1 protein-coding gene is annotated in these 275 nt (G+C 41.1%); it reads left to right on the plus strand.

Annotation, left to right across the window (positions count from 1 at the left end; genetic code table 11):
• On the plus strand, positions 1-275 hold a 275-nt coding region (locus HMPREF2979_RS07740; RefSeq protein WP_186821185.1), incomplete at both ends, for a GBS Bsp-like repeat-containing protein.

Below are 275 nucleotides of genomic sequence, written 5' to 3' on the forward strand. Positions count from 1 at the left end.
CAAAATGGTCAGGATGATCTTGTTTGGCATAATGCGACAAAACAGGATGATGGTTCTTATAAAGTAACTATTTCAGCAAGCCAACACAAGTGGAATTCAGGCAAGTACATCGTTCATGGCTATATTGTTGATGTTTCAGGTAAGAATATCGGCTTTGGGGCAACTTCAGCTGATGTGGCAGCCCCTAAGAAAATCGGTTCGGCATCAAGAGGAAATTACAATGTTTTAAATAAGATTGTCTATCTCGATGCTGGTCATGGTGGCTATGATCCAGG

Source organism: Streptococcus sp. HMSC078H12, from assembly GCF_001814615.1.
Classification (GTDB): domain Bacteria; phylum Bacillota; class Bacilli; order Lactobacillales; family Streptococcaceae; genus Streptococcus; species Streptococcus salivarius_F.